Genomic DNA, 18,560 nt, shown 5'->3' with positions numbered 1-18,560 from the left:
ATAAATGTTTGGGGGAGAACGAAATGAAATCAAGTGTAAGAATCGTCTCACCTTGTGGAATGTTAGGGTACGGTTTTCCAAAAGATTCATTTGAGCGTGCTTTTGAACAAGAAATTCACGGAATCGTCGTTGATGCGGGATCAACAGATGCCGGTCCTCATAAACTTGGTGCTGGAGTTTCGATTGTCAGCGAAAGAGCAGTAAAGAAAGATTTAAAACTGATGATTGAAAAAGGAATTCCAAATAAAATTCCGATTATTATAGGTTCAGCTGGTGGAGCTGGGGCAAAGCCACATGTGAAGAACACGTTAAAGCTTTTAAACGAAGTACTAACAGAAGAATGCTTTTCAGCTAAAATTGCTGTTATCTGGGCGGACTTTGAGAATGACTACATTCTAGAAATGCAGAACAAAGGGAAGATAAAACCACTTACTAAGAATATTTCCCCACTAACAGAAGAAGTAATTAAAGAAACAACTTCGATTGTCGCACAAATGGGGCATGAACCTATCCTAGATGCCTTGAATGTAGGAGCAGATATTATTGTGTGCGGAAGGGCCTATGATCCTTCCCCATTTGCTTCAATTGGAATATACCACGGAATGGATGCGGGGCTCTCATATCATCTCGGAAAAATTCTTGAATGTGGCGCTCTTTGTGCCGAACCGGGGACCACGAAAGATAGCATATTAGGTACCATTTATCAGGATTCTTTTACCGTACAATCCTTAAATCCAAAACGTACTTGTACTACGACAAGCGTGGCGGCACACACCTTTTACGAGAAAGAGCATCCTTATCTTCTACATGGGCCTGGATTTATGCTTGATTTATCCGAATGTACATTTACAGAAGAATCTCATGGGGTCATTAAGGTTGCGCACAGTAAATATATCCCAAGTGAAACTTATAGAATTAAACTTGAAGGAGCAAGGAAGTCTGCGTATCGAACATTTGTTATTGCAGGTATCCGAGATCCACTCCTACTAGAAAATCTGGAAGAAGTAGAAAAAGAAGTGCTCGAACAGGTGAAAAGTTACTATCCAGAGATTTCAGAACAAGACTATCAAATAAATTTCTATCATTATGGAAAAAACGCAGTCCTTGGAGACAATGAATCAGAAGAGTTTCACGGCCATGAAATAGGTGTGATGTTTGAGGTTTTAGCTAAAACACAAGAGCAAGCAAATTCACTTTGTGCAACCCTTCGTTCGACATTTTTGCATTATGGATATGAGGGGAGAAAATCAACAGCTGGCAATCTAGCGTTTCCATTTGCCCCAAGTGATATCCCATTTGGACCAGTCTATGAATTTTCAATCTATCATTTAATGGAGCTTGAGAGGAATCCATTTCAGATGGAAATGATGGAGGTTGTCAATGATGGCTAAATTATATGAACTTGCCAAAGTATTAAGAAGTAAAAACTCCGGACCGTTCGAAGTCACCATGGATATTTTATTTGACAATCGAGATATCTATGAAAAAGTGAAACAATCGAATGTCATTACAAAAGATAGAATCGCCGAAATCTATAATATCAGTACTCGTGATATTCATCATTTAGTCTATTTCGATCCGGCACTTGGGATAAAAATAACGATGGCAAGAGATATTTCCTCAGGTACAGCTGGAGATCGAGATGTTTATGGGGCACAGCAACATGCACCACTGATGAATATTGACGTTGATTGGGAGTAGAGAAGATGAAAAAAATCGCTGTAATTGGAAGCATCAATATTGACTATTTTGTTGAAAGCAAAATTGTACCAAAGTTTGGAGAAACGGTCACCGGTGAAAACTTTTTCATGGCTTTTGGGGGGAAAGGGGCCAATCAAGCCGTTTCAGCTTCGCGTTTAGGTGGAGACGTAACACTTTTTGGCTCAATTGGCAATGATGAACAAAAAGAGGTGCTCCTCCATCATTTTATCAATGAAAAAGTCAATACTGAACATTTGAATATTGTAGATGGTGTTTCGACAGGGGCGGCATTTATTGAACTCCACAATAGTGAAAATCGTATTATTATCGTTCCCGGAGCTAATCAGTACACGAATATTAGTTATATAGAAAAAAATATAGAGCGTTTGCTAGAACATGATGTTTTCTTATTTCAAATGGAAATTCCTTTGGAAACGATTGAGTTCCTGATACCAATATTATTCAAACATCGTAAAATTATTGTTTTGGATCCGGCACCAGCTCAGCATCTTGCAGCGGATATATTAGATAAAGTCAGTTACTTAACACCGAATGAACATGAATTTGCTCTCGTACTCAATGAACAGGAGAATCAAGAAAGCGCTTTAAAAAGCTATCCTAATAAACTAATCATTACGGAGGGTGAAAAAGGAGTCTCTTTCTATAATGGAACGGAAATAATCAAGGTGCCGGCTAGGCAAACGAAAGCAGTTGATACAACAGGTGCAGGAGACACTTTTACAGGAGCTTTCACAGTAGGTATTTCAGAAGGAAAGGCGCTTGAGGAGTGCATCCGGTTTGGCACAATTGCAGCGAGTATTGCAGTTACAAAGAAAGGGGCACAAGCTGGAATGCCATATAAACAAGAGATCGAGAGTGTATTGAAAGAGGGGTGATCGATCGTGAAAAAGGTTCTAAACAAAATGCGTGAGGATTGGATTTTATATGTGATGCTTCTTCCTGGAATCGTATATTTTGTGATCTTTCATGTCGTACCGATTGTTGGGATGAAATTGGCTTTCCAAGATTATCGCATTATCGGAGAGAACACTTGGGCAGGACTTAAGCATTTTAGTATTTTATTTAGCTCTCCAGCATTTATCGATGTATTAAAAAATACCGTCATTATCAGCACGATGAAAATTATTTTTATTTTTCCAATTCCTATTATTCTAGCACTTTTAATTAATGAGGTCAGATCCGGTCCCTATCGAAAATACGTTCAGTCCGTTTCCTATTTGCCTCACTTTCTATCCTGGGTTGTTATTGCAGGGATATGGATTAGTTTTTTAAGTCCAGATGGCGGTGTTAATATCCTACGGAATTTTTTCAGCCTTCCATCCCTTGACTTTATGACAAGTAAAGACCATATCCGCTGGGTTCTTGTTTTCTCTGAAATGTGGCGAAGTGCCGGTTGGGACAGCATTCTCTATATTGCGGCGATTATGAAAATTAGTCCACATCTTTATGAAGCAGCTAAGCTCGATGGAGCGAACACATTACAGCAAATGCGTTATATTACCTTACCTGCATTAGCAAGTACGGTGGTGACCGTCTTTATTTTAAACTTAGGTTTTTTTATGAATGCAGGATTTGACCAAGTTTTCAACTTAATGAACGATTCTGTCATTAGTAAGGTAGATATTTTAGATACGTATGTCTATCGCATTGGTCTATTAAATGGTCAATATGCTTACGCCACTGCAGCTAGTTTATTTAAAGGTGTCATCGGTCTAGTACTTATTTTAAGCACGCATTTTATATCGAAAAGATTTACTGGAAAAGGTGTTTGGTAAAGGGGGGACATGATTTTGAGAAGATTTAGCTGGTCACGAAGTGTGATTTATACCATTTTATTTATCGTTACATTAGCAGTTTTAATTCCTGTATTAAATTTAGTAGCGATGTCGTTAACAGATCCTGCAAGAGTAAAAGAATTAACGGGATTGAGTGTGATTCCAAAAGGATTCTCTCTTATAAACTATGAAATCATTCTGTCCAATCCCCTGATTGTTAAAAGTATTGGAAACTCTGTCTTTATTACGCTTGTTGGAACTTTTATCAATTTATTCTTTACGGCCTTATCTGCTTATGTCCTAGCTCGAACAAATTTCGTTGGCAAAAAGGTTGTGTTGGTTTTCCTCATTGCGATCATGGTGTTTGAGCCATCGATGATTACAGAGTATTTATTAATGAAAGATCTGAATTTACTTAATACGTATGGCTCATTGATTTTGTATAAAGCAATCAATGTTTATTACTTATTTATATTAATGAGGTTTTTTAAAGAAATCCCAGAAAGCTTGATTGAAGCGGCAAGAATAGACGGTGCTGGTCACTTTCGCATTTTTACACGCATTGTCCTGCCGTTATCCAAACCTGCATTAGCAACTCTTACATTATTCTACGGTGTTTACCATTGGAATGAATACTTTCGGGCAACGATTTATATCACGGACCCGAATAAGTGGCCATTACAAGTGGTGCTACGACAATTTGTCGTGACACAGGATAATACGACGATGCTCGCAGGATTGAACCTATCTCCTGAAATGCTTGCTAGTCTAGATTTTGCTTCCTTGCAAGCAAGTACGATTATTGTTGCGATTATTCCTTTATTACTGCTATATCCACTTATTCTTAAATATTTCACGAAAGGAACAATGGATGGTGGTGAAAAGGATTAATAATGCTTCTACTTTTATTAGAAGAAGCACTTTAACATCTATGATAAACGAAACGATTTTACTAATTTATTTAGGGGGTTTTAAGAGATGAAAAAGTTTAGTTTATGGTTGCTTGCTCTACTTGTTATGGGAGTGTTAGCTGCATGTAGCGGAGACACAGATGAAGTAGCAGAAAAGAAAACAACTGAAGATGGTAAAACCATTATTAAAGTAGCATTTAAGGATGAGGGACCATCAAATCCAGTAGCAGTTCAATATTATGAAAAATTAGCAGAAAACTTAAAGAAAGATAAGGATTTGGATGTCCAATTTGAGTTAGTGGAAGTTGCACAAGGTGATTATGCTGAAAAGTTAAACCTTTTATTAAATAGTGGAGAAATTCCTGATTTGATTTACTTCCAAGGTGGCGATCAACAAATCGCAAACCAAGATCTATTAGAGGATTTACGACCATATGTAGAAAAGTCTGAGTATTTAAAAGATATTATGCAGCCGCACAATGTTTCACGACTTGAAAACTACCCATATTTACTTTGGGTAAAATCGATTGATTATAAAGTTCCTGTTGTAAGAAAAGACTTATTAACGGATTTAGCTACTTCAGATGCCTTATTTGCAGATCCAACTCCTGAAAATTACAAAGCGTTTTTTAAAGAGTTGGTCGATAGTGGAAAAGTTGATTATTCAACAACTGTAGCTGGTGACATTAGTGAATTAAATTTTATTTTTGATATGGCTTTCGGAATTAATCAAACATGGTTAAAAACGGACGATGGTTATGTCTTTAAAAAGGTGTCAGAACAGGAAAAAGAAAAGCTTGCGTTTTATCGTGGATTATACGAAGAAGGGCTTCTTGATTCCCAATATTTAACTAAACAGTGGGATACAAAGGAAGATGCTTTTTATAATGGAGAAGCAGGGGTCATTGTAGGAACAAATGGAAAGGTGATTGATTTCTATAATAGTAGAGTGAAAGAAGTAAATGGCGATGGAGCTGAATTAGCGATTCTACCTCCAGCAAAAGGAGAATACCAAGGTTTTGGCGCTTCTGATATTACAAAAGAGTCTAGAGGTCTTGCCATCTCAGCTTTATCACCGAATAAGGACCTTGTATTTGAGATTTTAGACTATTTAGCAAGTCCTGCTGGACAACAATTTGACCGATTAGGTTTCGAAGGAGAGCATTATAATATTGTCGATGGTCAAATTGAGTTAACAGAGAAATATTACGCAGAATGGTATGCACGTTATTGGGAGCCAGTGGAAATGAATTTTGATACACCTATAAGCGAGAAGACACCAATGTTAAGTGAACCAGCGATTGAGTCTCAAGAATTAGCAAGTAGCTATTTTGCAGAGGACAATGCCTTCATTATTCCTGAGGAATATATTGCTCAATGGGATGCGATGGAAAACCTTTATAGAGAATACTCTGCTGATATCATTACAGGGAAATTATCGATTGATGCCTTTGATGAATTTGTTCAAAAATGGAATGACGCAGGTGGAGAGGCGTTAACAGAGCTAGCAAACGAAACGATTAAGTAAGGGGTCGGTGGACATGAATTTTAAAGAGAAAGTGAAAGGGGTATTGATTTCTACGGCACTAGGTGATGCACTTGGTGCCCCTGTTGAAAAATTAACCTATCAAGAGATCAAAGATCACTATGGTCGAGTAGAGTCGTTAAGGACGAAATGGTATAAGGAAGATCTCGGCTATGATGTGAATAAGGGGAAGAAGCGAGGAAATGGGATTGTTACTGATGATACGTTAATGACCATTGCCCTCTGCAATGTCTATAACATTGAAAAAAGACATTTAGATGCTTATGATATGGCCAATGAATTCGTGAAAGAAATTGCATTTCGTAAGCGATATATTCCTGAATTTGATCGAGAAGATATGATAATTGAGCGACTTTTCTATCCGGAAAAGCATATCTTTCTCCGCCATACACTTGCGAATTGCGAACCGCGTGAAGGTGGTCATGGCAATATGATTAATTGTGGAGCTGCGATGTATATTGCTCCAGTTGGAATCGTTAATGCCGGAAATCCAAAGGCTGCTTATGATGAAGCGATTCTATTTGCGATGGGTCATCAAACCAGCTATGGATTAGAAGCTGCAGGAGTTCTAGCGGCATGTGTAGCCAAAGCATTTGAAGCAGATGTCACAGTGGAAGCAATCATTGAAACAGCAATCGAACTGGCAAAGGATGGCACAAAAGAAGCCATTATAGCAGTTACAGAAGTTGCTAAAAGAGCCAAAAATGAAAACGCTTTAACTGATGATGTTGTATCTGCATTTCATGATGCACTCAAGCCTTTTTCACCAATGGGGGATGACGTATCAAGGAAACTCGAGAAGGTTGGGATTCCGTCCAATCACTATGCTCCAAGTAGACTTGGCTCGATTGAGGAACTTCCCCTTGCATTAGGATTTATTGTTTTTAATGACGGAGCCTATTACAAATCAATTTATGATGGAATCAATTCTGGAAGAGATACCGATTCAATTGGTGTCATGATTGGCGTTATATTAGGAGCGATGCATGGTTCTTCTGTCATTATGAATGAGGATGTCGAATTATTACAAACTGCTAATCAATTAAACTTTGCTCAACTTACTGACAAGTTTTCTGAAACGGCAAAAAGAATTATCGAAAATGATTTAGAGAAAATGGAAAAAGTAAAGCAAATTCTTTTATAATGGGAGGTATTTTATGGTGGTACCAAACGTTTACTTACAAAAGGTATATGCTGGATTTTTAGGAATGAACGCTGGTATCCGATTAGGTGCTCCCGTCGAACCGACCGAATGGACACCTGAGATGATCCGTGATGTGTACGGAGAAGTGAATGGATACTTAAAGAATTATAAAATATTTTCAGCAGATGATGATGCAAACGGTCCAGTCTTTTTTATCAGAGCATTATTAGATGATGCGGTCGATCGGGAACTTACACCACAAGATGTGGCTAATGCTTGGCTCAACTATACAAGAGAAGACATCGGCATGTTTTGGTGGGGCGGTGATGGAATTAGTACCGAGCATACTGCCTATTTAAACTTGCTGAGAGGGATTCCTGCGCCGAAGTCTGGGGCGGCAGAAACGAATGGGTTAATTATGGCAGAACAAATCGGTGGGCAAATCTTTATTGACACTTGGGGCTGGCTGTGGCCGAATAATCCAACTAAAGCTGCAGACTATGCGGAAATAGCCGCAAGTGTCTCTCATGATAAAAATGGTCTTTACGGTGCGCGATTTATTGCGGCATGTATTGCAAGTGCTTTTACTAATAAAAATATCGCTGATATTATCGAGAGTGGCTTAGCTGAAATTCCGTCTGACTCTACCTATGCAAAAGTGGTTCACGCTGTACGGGATTATCACAAAAGACATCCAGATGATTTTTGGAAATGCCGCTCCTATTTGGAGAAGGAATGGGGCTATGATAAATATACAGGTGTTTGCCATATCATTCCGAATGCAGGAGTTTGTGTCTTAGCTCTTTTGTATGGAGAAGGGGATTTATCACGGACCATTGAAATTGCTACTGCTTGCGGATGGGACACTGATTGTAACGCTGGTAATGTTGGATCCATTGTAGGAACGTTGGTTGGACTAGAAGGAGTAGCGGCAAAATATCGTGACCCTATTAATGATACGATTGTGACATCTAGCGTTTCGGGTTACTTGAATATTTTGGATATTCCTACCTTTGTCAAATCATTAGCATTGTTAAGTTATCGAGTACGAGAAGAAGTACCACCACAATGGTTAATTGAAAGCTATAAGGAAGAGGAAATATTCTTTGACTTTATTCTTCCTGGTTCGACCCATGGGATCCAAACGAATCTGCCTTTTAAAACGATTTTAAAAGCAAATGACGGCATGGGTTTCAAGTCCCCTGGGAAGCTTGAAATCGTCTTTGATCGAATGTATGAAGGGGATAAAAGTAGAGTATTTTATCAAACCTTTTACCGTCGAGAAGAGTTTAATGATGAGAAGTATAAACCGACTTTTGCCCCGAAAGCCTATAGTGGTCAAACTGTTTCAATGCAACTATATTTAGAGAAATATCAAGGAAGTGAAGTGTTTATCACTCCCTATATTCGAACTACTTTTCGTAAAGAAATCGTGGAACTTGATAAGATTCAACTAAAGGAGCAAGCTTGGCAAAAGATTGAATTTACAATTCCAGATACAGAAGGTTCGTTTGCAGATGAAGTTGGGTTTATGATTGAAAGTCCATCTTCTTTGACGAATCGTTGCTTCGGAAAGCTTTACTTAGATGAATTTCATATCTTTGGTTCATCAAGCTATGAGATCGATTTTTCGAAACAAGCGATTGAGTTCAAAAGCGTGACTCCTTTTGCCCATCATCGTGGAAATTGGAGTTTAAAAGATGGACGGATGATCGTGGAGAGTGATACAGATTGTGCTTCTTTCACAGGTCATTATTATTCAAAGGATGCTGTCATTCGTACTACATTCATTCCTACAAAAGGACAACATCACGCACTCGTCTTTCGTGCACAAGGAACACAACGGTATTATCAAGTTGGTTTCGATGGAGAAGGGAAAGTATCTCTTCACACTCAAAATTTTGGTTTACACTGTTTAAAAACGGTTGAATATGGATGGAAGATTGGACAACGATATGTATTTGAAGTGGTAGTTCGTGGAGATGAGATTGTATTTTCTATCAATGGTGAAAACATTCTAAATTACACAGATTCAACATGGTCACATGGTATGCTTGGAATCGCTCTGTCACAACCTGGTAGCTGTATCATTGAAAAAGTGGAAGTGAGAGAATCATAGTCAGTTTATGGGTGATTTCATACATGAATCACCCATAGCTCTTCTATAAAACTAGGAAAAGCGCACGAACATCTTTTTCACCAACATTAAATTGTGTTAACATACAAGTATTAAATCGGTTAGGAGACCACTCGTGAGTAGAAAAAAAGTGACAATTAGAGATATTGCAAGAGAATCTGGCGTTTCTATCGCAACAGTATCCCGATATATCAATAAAGTCAGCTATACAAGTCCTGAAACAGAAAAGAAAATTCAGAAGGTACTAGATAGGTTTGATTATACTCCGAATGCGATAGCTAGAGGATTAGCGAAGCAGAAATCTCATACGATAGCATTTATTACTCCAGATATTACAAATCCGTTTTTTCCAGAACTCGTAAAATCGATTGAAAATGAAGCAAGAAAAATGAACTACAGTCTTTTACTCATCAATACAAATGAGCAAGATTTACACACGATTGATTTTTGGAATAACTTTAAAAGTCGATATATTGATGGCTTTATTTTGGCAGAATCCGAATTAAATCATGATATTCGAGGCTATTTAAACGAGATCAATATTCCTTTTGTCGGAATTGACCGGGCAGTATTTTCTGAAAAATATCACTCTGTAACTGTAAACAACCTCGAAGGAGCCCTGATGGCTGCAAATCATTTAGTCGAAATTGGCTGTAAAAAAATTGCTCATATAAGTGGTCCGCAAACTCTTTATCCTGCCATTGAAAGGATGAATGGGTATAAAAAAGTAATGGAACACGTGAACTCTACTGCGATTATTTATGAAGGAAAATTTACATTGGAGAGTGGGGCAGAACAGACAGAAAAGCTGCTCCAAGACCATCCGGATATCGATGGGGTATTCTATGCGAATGATTTAATGGCTATCGGCTCTCTTAAAGCATTTAAGAAGCATCATATTGACATTCCCAATGATGTAGCGATACTAGGATTTGATGGGATTCAACTTACAGAGATTGTCTATCCAGAAATTAGTACAATCAAACAGCCTGTTGATAAAATAGGAGAGATAGCCACCAATCATTTAATCGCATTAATTGAAAATCATGATCAACCGATAAAGGAAACGGTTCTACTAGATGTAGAATTAGTGAAAAGAAAATCGACGAATAAACATTAAAAAACTTGGCATATTGCCAAGTTTTTTCGATTACCTATTCATCCTGTCCTAAGACTAAGCAAGCAAAATAAACCGTGGAGACTTGATGATAGTCTTTGAGGTTAATGCCTGTTTTCTCAGTAAAACGGTCGATCCGATATTGGAGTGTGTTGCGATGGATGTACATTTTTTTTGCCGTAAGTGATACGTTGAGGCTATTTTCGATAAAGATTTTAATCGTTTTAAGCAGCTCTGGTTCTTCCTTAAAAAGGGAAAAATTTTCAACCAAGGTTCGTTTCAACTGATTGGACATTTGTTCTACCAGCATGACAGGAAATACCTTTTCAAAACGGTAAATTCGTTCAGATGGTAGGGTTTCGATTCCTTCTTTAAACCATTTTCTCTCCAATAAAAAGTGTTCTGGGAAAGCTTCATCGACTTCATAAGTCTTCCCAATATATAGGGACATTTGGATAAATAAATCTGACTCTAAATTAGAAATGATCGAGTCGAGCTCAATCTCTGTCGTGGAATCAGTACTCATTTCTTCTAAAATGACTCCATTTAATTCTTCAATCCAAACGATCGAAACATTTGAAATAAAGGAGTTTTGTAAGGCTGACTCTACCTCTTGTTTGTCCCATTCTAATTTCTTTATAGTAAAATGAAGCATGCGCATTAGACTATTTTTAGCCTGAAAAGGAATTTCTCCATTTGAAAGTAAGAAATCATGCCAGCTTTGATTATGTGTTGGTCGTGAAGCAGGGTCATATATATGATACATTGTTTTTAAGAGTGCCAGTTCTTTACTTGAAATCTCATTCTTCGGTATTCCAAGCCAATCATTATTGTCATCTGTATGGAGCCAAAAGTAGTCTCCATATGCGTGGAAATCGGGAGTAGATGGGAATAAAATGGACTGTACATATAATTTATGTATTTTTTTAAACATGAAAACTCTCTCCTTTCCCGTCTATACACATCATAACATAGGGAAGGAGAGATGCAGTGCCTTTGTTAACTTTTCTCTAATTATTCTTTGCTTGTAAGCGACCTTTTCACAAATCGTAATAAAAACGAGAAAGCCTTTCTCATTCCTCCGTTTCATCCCAGTAAAAAGTATTTGCGCTTGTTCAATAAATTCATTTAGTGTGAGGACTCCTATATGTTCTTCATATTTCCTGAGAATAGTTAATTCTGTATGTAATGAATGAAGGACCTCTTGATTACGCCTGATCGCATAGCCACTCATCCATGCCATAATACTTCCGAATGAAACTAAAGATTGAACACCAATATTCATTCCTTGTTGCTTCATATCCCAATGCATCAACCATGAGATTCCGACATTATAAAATGCAATGAGTAAGATAAAGGTTATCAATAGGGCAAAGGAGTACATCGTTCGGACGATCATGGAAATTAGCCCGATAAAAGCCATGATAATAAGCATTGCGATAAAATAAGGGAATGTTTCTAAAAAAAAAGCACCCATGATAATGGCTGCAAAGAGCCCGATATAAACAAAAATTTGGTTTGTTAGTTTATGCATTGGTAACCCTCATTTTATTCGATTTATACGCTCCCAGATGGTACAATTTAATTAATCATTAGTATGATCATCCTTTTGGATGTTGATGATGGTAGTTTTTTGCTAAAAAAAAGACGACTCATCACTTCCTACGTAAAGAAAGTAATGAATCGTTCTTTTTATATAGCGAAAACATGATTATCAATCGTTTTGACAATTTGACGAGAGCGTATCCAGTCATCAGTAGCAATATCTGGATTATAAAAATAAATCGCATGGTTTAAACGATCTGGGCTTGTTATCGCTTCTTTAACCGCTTTAATCGCTTCTTCTGAGGCCGGCTGTTCAATCTCTCTATTTTGAACAGGAGAAAAAGCGTAAGCATGGCCAACTTTTTCATAAATGACATCAGAAATATTATTAGGAAATTCACTTGAATCGACTCGATTTAGTACGACTGTAGCGACAGCAACTTTTCCTTCATATGATTCGCCTTTTGCTTCGGCTTCTACTAATCGAGCAAGCAAGTCTTTTTCTTCATTTGAAATATGTTTACCGAAAGTTTCTTTTAAAATTTCTTCATTGACTGGTTTGTCAGGATTTTCGAATGCTGGAGCATCCGGTTCCTTCGCAAATGTAACGCCACTTTGTGTGCCAATAAATACAAGAGTAGCAACAGTTGCTGCTACAAGCTTCTTATAGATGTTATTCATGCTGCTACCTCCTTTTTTTTCACGACCTACTAACCTTAACATAGCCTGTCCTTCCTGTTTAAGAACAGGAAGATGACATTTCTTCTTAATTTGATAAAAAAGGTTTCAATTTCAATAGAAATATGACAAAGGACCCGACATATAGTCATAAAGGAGCCAATATTTATAGAAAGGAGGGAGAAAGTTCCATAAATGTTCTTTTTATCTGGTTTGTCCATTTGAAACAAGCAAATAGACCTATAAATACTCACAAAGTGGAAAGCGAGAACGCTACTTTTCTCATATAGTCCTTTGCTAAAATATCATGGTAGAGTAAGGGATAGTCTTAAATATTTGAATCAATCGACTTAAAAATAAAAAAATACATTCTTCGGAGGATGCTATGAGTTTAGAAGATATGTTAAAGAGCAAACAATACTTTGAACAATTTCTTAGTGAATATAAATATGAAAATCCAATGGAAGTTCTCGGCGAGTTGTTGATGGAGGAGCAAGGGAAAGAAGCGCCTGAATTATCGGATATTCGCTATGCACAAGGGGAACTTTATTATCACTATAAAGATTTTGAAGCTGCCATTTATAAATGGGAAAATGTCAATCATGAGTTAACTTGTTGGGCAAAAAAAATATGGCGGATGCCTATGTTGAGCTCGGCTTGTTTTCTGAGGGAGAAAAACTTTATACGTCGATTGTGACTGATTCTCTCGTTCTAAATTCTGAAATCGGTTTGCAGCTGTTTTCTCTCTATACAAAGCTTGGCAATATGGAAAAGGCTGACCATATTATTAAATGGGTCGTTTCAATTAATCCAGATTATCCTGAAGTGACGGAGATTGCCAGGGGATTTTATGAAAAGAATGAGGACTGGAAGAGTGCTGTAGATCTAGCTGTTCAAGAGGGGAAGAGGCAAAAATCTATTCAGTGGTTTTCAATATTAAATTCGTATGTCGTTGATGGTCATACGAAAGATTTACAGCCTGAGTATTTTGAGGATAGCCTACTCGTTCTAAAAGAATTCAACCAAAAGTATTTCGAACAATTACTTTCTTCTTTATGGAAAAGGTATGAGAGCAATGGTGAATTTTTAATTTGGGTAAGCAGTGTAAATCAACTATTTAATAAAATGGAAGCAGAAGAACCGGAAGAGTGGCATGAATCGAAGCAATTATTCCGAGAAGTATTCTTTTCCTTAATTAATGGTAAATACTTAATTAAAGACATTGAAAACCTTGTACCGGATGTATTCAAAAATTGGCTAAGAGTCGCAGATTCTGCTGTCCTTCCACTTATTTATGGGGGAATATTAGCATGGAATGATTATTTCCCAAGATCTTTAAATAGAGAAATGCTTGAAAAAGCGGAAGCGTTTATAAGTCGTGAACCAGTTTCTACTCACTCATTGGAAGAGAGCATTGAGCTTTTATTTGATATCATCAAATGGGGCGAGGAAGAGTCGATTGCAATGTCCGAACTACTCCAGTGGAATGGAAAAACATTGCACTTTGAGAGAGAAGAAGATGTTAACACGTTTTTATTAGATTTTGATGAAGTAGAACGTTATGAAATTTTATTACAATTTGTTCGTAAATTGTTGGATAAATTATTAGAAAAGAAAGAAGAGCAAAAACAAGAACTACAAAACAATATTAATTGGCATAAGGAAATCCTTTCAAAATTAAATGGGGCTGTTCATCAACTGGATGATCTCAAATTTGGCAAAAGCAAGGTAATTAAGAAGTCATTTGTGATGAATAAAGAGGACATTAAAGAAACGGTTCAGTCAAAGTTACCTGAAATATTAAAGAGTTGCTCTGACTTGGTGACAGAAGAAAGTGACTTTAAGAAACTTCATATTGATATCAATGATGTAATGAATGAAAGAGTGCAACAATTTTTATATGAAACGGTACAGCCATTGTTTAAAAAGAAATTTCAGAGCTGGGTAAAGAAATCAGAACTTGAATTTATCGAAAGTAAGAAATTTTTGGAAGAGATGACAGATGGATTGAACCAATTAGTTGGGTCAGAATTGCTGAACATGGAATGTGACTTTCAGGTCCTTAATGATTGGAAACGTGACATGGAACGAATGACTAATTTCGTTGCTTATGAGAGAGAAAATTTCTTTTTGCGATTTACACCGTCGCAATTTTTACTAAAAAGTGCTGGTAAGCTATTAGGAGGACTTTCTCAAAATAAAGGTTTTTTAGCGAACCAATATAAAAAGCATATTGAAAATGAAGATTTTCGAGAAGTGACAAAAATGATTGTAAACCGCTTTTTACAACAGCTTGAAATATTTGAACGCTCATTGGATCGAGATATTGCCATGTTTTTCGAAAATCCGGTTCATGTGTTACAATCTACTGTTGAGCACATGACAAGTGAGAAGGAACAATACGAACAAGAACTACAATCCTTGAAATCCAATCCGGAAAAATTCTATGACCCAATGATTTTGTTTCAAATTCGACATCGTCAATTTGATTGGTTAAATATAGGGAGCTACGTGAAAAATGAGTAATGAAAAAGGATAGATTGGATGTGAAGATCCAATCTATCCTTTTTGTTGTGAATTATTTGCTTCATAAGCAAGTAAGCGTTCTTGGTTTTCTTCTACACTTTGTACTAGTAACGTATTATTTTGCAATTCAAATACTTTTTTTGATTGTTCTATTGATTGCCTCGCTTCATCAAATTTTCCCAATCTTACAAGATTCTCTCCACGCTGATAGAGGAATTCTCCGAATATATAGAGAGTATCTGATTCATTACAGAGCTTTATTCCTTTTTCACAATAGGTTAATGATTCTTCGAACTTTCCGATATCAGTTAGTAGTTGTGATAGGCCGAATAAAAGTCTAATTTCAATAGCCGTACTGCTTAATTTTGGCACTTCTTTCATTTTAGCTAAAGCCTCTCTAAACATTTGCTCAGCTTCCTCATACAACCCAATTTCTCTTCTAATTGCTGCAATACTATTTAATATTTCAATTTCCTGTTCAGTGAAATAGAGTTTATCATGGGTTATTTGTAGCGCTTCATTTAAGATATTAAACGCCTTATTTGAATCTTTATCAATGTAATGAACACAGAGGGCCTCATGCCAGAGAATAAATTGTAAGTTTTCTTTATCTTGATAATAGGGGTGCTTTTTTTCAGAAAGCACAGTAGGATACAAATTAACATAGTCTCGTTTTCGTATTAATTGCCGTATATATTTTTTACTATCAGTGATGTAGTTTACTTTGTGTGAGTCTTGCATTTCGAAAAAATAATTCATGTTTACGCCTAATTTTGTCGCAATTTGATTTAGAAGCAGTGCAGAGGGGTTATAATTATTTTTCTCTATATTCGAAATTTGCGCTTGATTACATATTCCAGAAGCTAATTCCTTCTGACTTAATCCCACTGCTTGTCTAAGTTCTTTTATCTCTTGGCCAAGGCTAAACACTTTCAAATCTTACACCTCTTAAAAACAAATTCACTAATTTTCTCCTAATAGTTCAATTTCATTTTCTTTCACTAGCTTAACATATGATACATTGTCTTGGAGCTGATAGATGAGACACGCTTTATTAAATGCTTGCTTTGCTTTATTTATATTACCCAATTTAGCATGGTTTTCACCAGTTTGATATTGAAAATTCCCCAGGAGGTACAAAGTTTCCATTTCATCACAAAGGCTAATACCTTTTTGACATAGCTTAATCGATTCTTCAAATCTTCCCGTTTCTGTATATAATTGAGCTAATCCAAATAATCTTCTAAGTTCGATGGTGTTATCTGTTAATTTAGGGATATGCTTCAAAAGTTTGTATGCTTTTTTGAAATTTTCTTCAGATTTATCATATATCTTTAATTCTTTTTGTAATATTGCAAGACTATTTATGAGTTGAATGTCAATTTCTTTATAAAATTCATCTTTTTGATATGGATTAATCTGAAGTCCTTTTTTCAAGAGTTTTACTGCTTCTTTAGATTCATTTTGCACGTAATGAAGACAGATTGCTTCATGCCAGATAAGAAATTTTAAATTTTCTCCATCTTGGAATAGAGGATTTCTCTTTGTCTTTATTATTAGTTTTTGAAGTTCACTATATTTTTTTTGTTTCTTTAGGTTCCAAACTTGATCCTTTATTTGATTAATAAATTCTAACTTATGAGATTGTTGTATTTCAAAAAAATAATTCATGTCTACACCAAGTTTTTTCGAAATTTCATTCAGAATTAGTGCAGATGGAATTTCATCGTTTTTTTCAATCTTGCTAATTTGAGCTTGAGAGCATATACCTGAAGCGAGTTCCTTCTGACTTAAACCAGCTCTTTTTCGTATATTCCTCAACGATTCTCCAAAAGGCAAAAACTCCATTCGTTTACCCCCTTTACACGAATAAACGTTTTACTATGAATATTATACTAGTAACTTGTTTTATTCGATTAATAAAAATTGAACATAAGGTGAAAGAAATACTTTTTGAGCATATTCTATCATAAGAATACTCGTTTTCGTAGTTTCTTTGACCTAGCTAAAGTAATGGTATTAATAAAGTTTCTATAGGGAATATTTACAAAATAATGACATTTATGAAGAATCCCTTTTTTGAAACTATACGTATGCTATGATGATACTGATCAATAAGTAAAAATTAGGGAGTAAATGTCTCCTTAATTTTATCATTTTATTTGTGAAATGTTGAGCATATTTTTCAAAGGAGGAAGAAGAATGAGCATTTATTATGTACCAAGTACCAATCTAATGGGAAGAGGTTGCCTTAAAGAGCTTGCGCCACTTGTTGAAGAATTAGGGTACAAAAAAGCTTTAGTTGTTACGGATAAATTCCTAAATCAATCAGGAATCGCAGGAAAAGTGTTAGCTGAATTGGATGCTATTAAGCTTGATTATTTTATTTTTGACGATGTTAAAGCAAACCCGACTATTGAAAATGTGTATGCTGGTCATGATGTATTAAAAACGCAAGCTTGTGATTTTATTATCTCAATTGGTGGTGGTTCTCCACAGGATGCTGCAAAGGCAATAGGGCTTTACGCAACCAATGGAGGGGATTTACGAGATTATGAGGGAGTAGGGAAGACGAAATTGAAGTCAATGCCAATTGTGGCAGTTAATACGACAGCAGGAACTTCAAGCGAATTTACGATTAACTATGTTATTACCGATAAAGAAAGAGAAATTAAAATGGTTATGGTTGATAAAAATAGTCTCGTTACAATTTCGGTAAATGACCCAGAGTTAATGGTTGATAAACCAGCGGATTTAACAGCTGCTACAGGGATGGATGCGTTAACTCATGCCATCGAGGCAATTGTGACACCAGGTGCATATGCGGTTACCGATGCTACAGCACTGGCAGCTGTAGAAATGGTCTTCAACTATCTCCCAAGAGCAGTAAAGACATGATATTGAAGCTAGAGAACAAATGGCATATGTCATGTTCCTAGGTGGAATTGCCTTTAATAATGCTGGACTTGGGTTTGTCCATGCAATGGCTCATCAGCTTGGTGGAGTCTATGATTTGCCACATGGTGTATGTAATGCGATGCTTCTACCGATTGTAGAAAGGGAAAATGCTAAACGTGACCCAAGAAAATTCAGAGCCATTGCAAAAGCAATTGGTATTGATATACATGAAAAAACAGATGAACAATGTGCGACTGAAGTGATCGAAGCAATTAAGCAATTATCAATCGAAGTAGGGATTCCAAGTAAGCTATCAGAACTAGGTGTTACCGAGGTAGACTTAGATAAGCTTGCGACAAACTCTTTAATGGATGCTTGTGCACCAGGGAATCCATTCCAGCCAACGAAAGAAGAAGTCATCTCTATGTTTAAGGAAATATTGTAAAAATGTATTTGGAATAGAAAATAAATGCTCGATCCTGCAAAAAAGATGAGCAAGGAAGATTTCTATCAGGATGATAAACAAAGAAGAGGACACCGGCGTTGGTGTCCTCTAGTTCG

16 protein-coding genes and 1 pseudogene are annotated in these 18,560 nt (G+C 36.4%); 12 read left to right on the top strand and 5 right to left on the bottom strand.

Translation table 11 applies throughout. The annotated features are described in order from the left end of the window. The first annotated feature begins 23 nt into the window (after positions 1-23). The 9 genes from BMSHG_RS00645 (at position 24) to BMSHG_RS00605 (ending at position 10,355) form a co-directional block, all read left to right on the top strand. Positions 24-1,391: an acyclic terpene utilization AtuA family protein gene (locus BMSHG_RS00645; protein ID WP_019152496.1), complete on the top strand. Its 1,368-nt coding sequence runs from the start codon at positions 24-26 to the stop codon at positions 1,389-1,391. Further along, complete coding sequence (locus BMSHG_RS00640; RefSeq protein ID WP_026073271.1) at positions 1,384-1,701, top strand: DUF4387 domain-containing protein; 318 nt, start codon at positions 1,384-1,386, stop codon at positions 1,699-1,701. Before BMSHG_RS00645 ends, BMSHG_RS00640 begins: the two co-directional genes overlap by 8 nt. A gap of 5 nt (positions 1,702-1,706) precedes the next feature. Continuing rightward, the gene (locus BMSHG_RS00635) at positions 1,707-2,597 is read left to right on the top strand and encodes a ribokinase (protein WP_019152494.1); all 891 of its coding nucleotides are present in this window, start codon (positions 1,707-1,709) and stop codon (positions 2,595-2,597) included. A gap of 27 nt (positions 2,598-2,624) precedes the next feature. Beyond that, positions 2,625-3,497: an ABC transporter permease gene (locus tag BMSHG_RS00630; RefSeq protein ID WP_034658468.1), complete on the top strand. Its 873-nt coding sequence runs from the start codon at positions 2,625-2,627 to the stop codon at positions 3,495-3,497. 15 nt (positions 3,498-3,512) lie between these two features. Continuing rightward, positions 3,513-4,388 (top strand): carbohydrate ABC transporter permease, encoded by an 876-nt coding sequence (locus BMSHG_RS00625; protein ID WP_019152492.1) that lies wholly within the window; start codon positions 3,513-3,515, stop codon positions 4,386-4,388. Between the two features lie 87 nt (positions 4,389-4,475). Beyond that, a complete protein-coding gene (locus BMSHG_RS00620) occupies positions 4,476-5,936 on the top strand; it encodes an extracellular solute-binding protein (RefSeq protein ID WP_019152491.1) in 1,461 nt (486 codons plus the stop codon). Positions 5,937-5,949: 13 nt separating this feature from the next. Then, the gene (locus tag BMSHG_RS00615) at positions 5,950-7,098 is read left to right on the top strand and encodes an ADP-ribosylglycohydrolase family protein (protein WP_019152490.1); all 1,149 of its coding nucleotides are present in this window, start codon (positions 5,950-5,952) and stop codon (positions 7,096-7,098) included. Positions 7,099-7,111: 13 nt separating this feature from the next. Further along, positions 7,112-9,217 carry an ADP-ribosylglycohydrolase family protein gene (locus BMSHG_RS00610; RefSeq protein ID WP_019152489.1) on the top strand — a complete coding sequence of 702 codons (2,106 nt, stop codon included), beginning with the start codon at positions 7,112-7,114 and terminating at the stop codon, positions 9,215-9,217. Between the two features lie 133 nt (positions 9,218-9,350). Then, positions 9,351-10,355, top strand: coding sequence for a LacI family DNA-binding transcriptional regulator (locus BMSHG_RS00605; RefSeq protein ID WP_019152488.1), 1,005 nt, complete (start codon positions 9,351-9,353; stop codon positions 10,353-10,355). Between the two features lie 34 nt (positions 10,356-10,389). Here the strand turns inward: BMSHG_RS00605 and BMSHG_RS00600 are convergent, their stop codons facing one another. The 3 genes from BMSHG_RS00600 to BMSHG_RS00590 all read right to left on the bottom strand — a co-directional run bounded on the left by BMSHG_RS00600 (position 10,390) and on the right by BMSHG_RS00590 (position 12,578). Continuing rightward, positions 10,390-11,286, bottom strand: a complete 897-nt coding sequence (locus tag BMSHG_RS00600; RefSeq protein WP_019152487.1) for a PucR family transcriptional regulator — start codon at positions 11,284-11,286, stop codon at positions 10,390-10,392. Between the two features lie 30 nt (positions 11,287-11,316). Beyond that, positions 11,317-11,886 carry a hypothetical protein gene (locus BMSHG_RS00595; RefSeq protein ID WP_019152486.1) on the bottom strand — a complete coding sequence of 190 codons (570 nt, stop codon included), beginning with the start codon at positions 11,884-11,886 and terminating at the stop codon, positions 11,317-11,319. Between the two features lie 158 nt (positions 11,887-12,044). After that, entirely contained in the window at positions 12,045-12,578 is a 534-nt protein-coding gene (locus BMSHG_RS00590) for a cell wall hydrolase (RefSeq protein ID WP_019152485.1), read from the bottom strand. A gap of 382 nt (positions 12,579-12,960) precedes the next feature. Between BMSHG_RS00590 and BMSHG_RS00585 the strand changes: the two genes are divergently transcribed. Together BMSHG_RS00585 and BMSHG_RS00580 are read left to right on the top strand one after the other, a co-directional pair. Beyond that, entirely contained in the window at positions 12,961-13,272 is a 312-nt protein-coding gene (locus BMSHG_RS00585; RefSeq protein WP_026073268.1) for a hypothetical protein, read from the top strand. Further along, positions 13,191-15,101 (top strand): tetratricopeptide repeat protein, encoded by a 1,911-nt coding sequence (locus BMSHG_RS00580; RefSeq protein ID WP_161601757.1) that lies wholly within the window; start codon positions 13,191-13,193, stop codon positions 15,099-15,101. Before BMSHG_RS00585 ends, BMSHG_RS00580 begins: the two co-directional genes overlap by 82 nt. Positions 15,102-15,134: 33 nt before the next feature. On the opposite strand, the gene BMSHG_RS25545 is transcribed toward BMSHG_RS00580, so the two are convergent. Beyond that, positions 15,135-16,031, bottom strand: a complete 897-nt coding sequence (locus BMSHG_RS25545) for a helix-turn-helix domain-containing protein (RefSeq protein WP_235776312.1) — start codon at positions 16,029-16,031, stop codon at positions 15,135-15,137. Between the two features lie 33 nt (positions 16,032-16,064). After that, complete coding sequence (locus tag BMSHG_RS00570; RefSeq protein WP_019152483.1) at positions 16,065-16,949, bottom strand: helix-turn-helix domain-containing protein; 885 nt, start codon at positions 16,947-16,949, stop codon at positions 16,065-16,067. 354 nt (positions 16,950-17,303) lie between these two features. On the opposite strand from BMSHG_RS00570, the pseudogene BMSHG_RS25540 reads away from it, so the two are divergent. Next, positions 17,304-18,444, top strand: a pseudogene (locus tag BMSHG_RS25540) (iron-containing alcohol dehydrogenase). Positions 18,445-18,560: the final 116 nt, after the last annotated feature.

This window comes from Robertmurraya massiliosenegalensis JC6 (assembly GCF_000311725.1).
GTDB classification, from domain to species: domain Bacteria; phylum Bacillota; class Bacilli; order Bacillales; family Cytobacillaceae; genus Robertmurraya; species Robertmurraya massiliosenegalensis.
The sequence above is the reverse complement of the archived record's forward strand: the minus strand, read 5'-3'. Positions and strand labels throughout refer to the sequence as shown.

Coding starts and splice junctions, on each gene's coding strand:
- BMSHG_RS00630 (WP_034658468.1), top strand. CDS start 2,625: ATGCGTGAGGATTGGATTTTATATGTGATGCTTCTTCCTGGAATCGTA.
- BMSHG_RS00620 (WP_019152491.1), top strand. CDS start 4,476: ATGAAAAAGTTTAGTTTATGGTTGCTTGCTCTACTTGTTATGGGAGTG.
- BMSHG_RS00595 (WP_019152486.1), bottom strand. CDS start 11,886: ATGCATAAACTAACAAACCAAATTTTTGTTTATATCGGGCTCTTTGCA.
- BMSHG_RS00645 (WP_019152496.1), top strand. CDS start 24: ATGAAATCAAGTGTAAGAATCGTCTCACCTTGTGGAATGTTAGGGTAC.
- BMSHG_RS00615 (WP_019152490.1), top strand. CDS start 5,950: ATGAATTTTAAAGAGAAAGTGAAAGGGGTATTGATTTCTACGGCACTA.
- BMSHG_RS00635 (WP_019152494.1), top strand. CDS start 1,707: ATGAAAAAAATCGCTGTAATTGGAAGCATCAATATTGACTATTTTGTT.
- BMSHG_RS00610 (WP_019152489.1), top strand. CDS start 7,112: ATGGTGGTACCAAACGTTTACTTACAAAAGGTATATGCTGGATTTTTA.
- BMSHG_RS00600 (WP_019152487.1), bottom strand. CDS start 11,286: ATGTTTAAAAAAATACATAAATTATATGTACAGTCCATTTTATTCCCA.
- BMSHG_RS00570 (WP_019152483.1), bottom strand. CDS start 16,949: ATGGAGTTTTTGCCTTTTGGAGAATCGTTGAGGAATATACGAAAAAGA.
- BMSHG_RS00590 (WP_019152485.1), bottom strand. CDS start 12,578: ATGAATAACATCTATAAGAAGCTTGTAGCAGCAACTGTTGCTACTCTT.
- BMSHG_RS00640 (WP_026073271.1), top strand. CDS start 1,384: ATGGCTAAATTATATGAACTTGCCAAAGTATTAAGAAGTAAAAACTCC.
- BMSHG_RS00585 (WP_026073268.1), top strand. CDS start 12,961: ATGAGTTTAGAAGATATGTTAAAGAGCAAACAATACTTTGAACAATTT.